Source organism: Streptomyces niphimycinicus, from assembly GCF_018883605.1.
Taxonomy (GTDB): domain Bacteria; phylum Actinomycetota; class Actinomycetes; order Streptomycetales; family Streptomycetaceae; genus Streptomyces; species Streptomyces niphimycinicus.
This window is the reverse complement of the sequence record NZ_JAHLEM010000543.1, coordinates 1-545: the sequence shown is the minus strand read 5'-3', so window position 1 is coordinate 545 and position 545 is coordinate 1. Positions and strand designations below refer to the sequence as shown.

Here is a 545-nt window from a genome sequence, read left to right as displayed (position 1 = left end):
CTGGGCCGGGTGCTGCCCTCGGGTGGGGCTCTGGAGTCGGGTGAGGTTCGGGAGTCGGGTGGGTTCGGCTCGGGTGCCGTTCTGGTCACCGGTGGTACGGGTGTTCTGGGTGGTGTCGTGGCCCGGCATCTGGTGGCCCGGCATGGCGTCGAGAAGCTGGTGCTGATGTCCCGCCGTGGTGCGGAGGCCGAGGGCGCGGCCGAGCTGCGGGCCGAGTTGGAGGCCGCCGGCGCCGAGGTGGTGATCGCGGCGTGTGACGCCGCGGACCGTCAGGCCCTGGCCGGGGTGTTGTCGGGGCTGCCCGGGGGGTTCGCGCTCAGTGGTGTGGTGCATGCGGCGGGTGTGCTCGATGACGGGCTGCTGACGTCGCTGACCCGCGAGCGGGTTGCGCCGGTGCTGCGGGCGAAGGTGGACGCGGCATGGAATCTGCATGAGCTGACCGCGGGGATGGACCTGTCGGCGTTCGTGCTGTTCTCCTCGGCCACTGGTGTGCTGGGTGGCGCGGGGCAGAGCAATTACGCGGCGGCGAATGTGTTCCTGGACGG

At 71.6% G+C, this 545-nt stretch carries 1 protein-coding gene; it reads left to right on the top strand.

Features of this window, described 5'->3' with window-relative positions:
• Positions 1 to 545 (top strand): SDR family NAD(P)-dependent oxidoreductase (locus tag KN815_RS35640; RefSeq protein ID WP_216345986.1); only part of this gene is annotated, 545 nt, incomplete at both ends.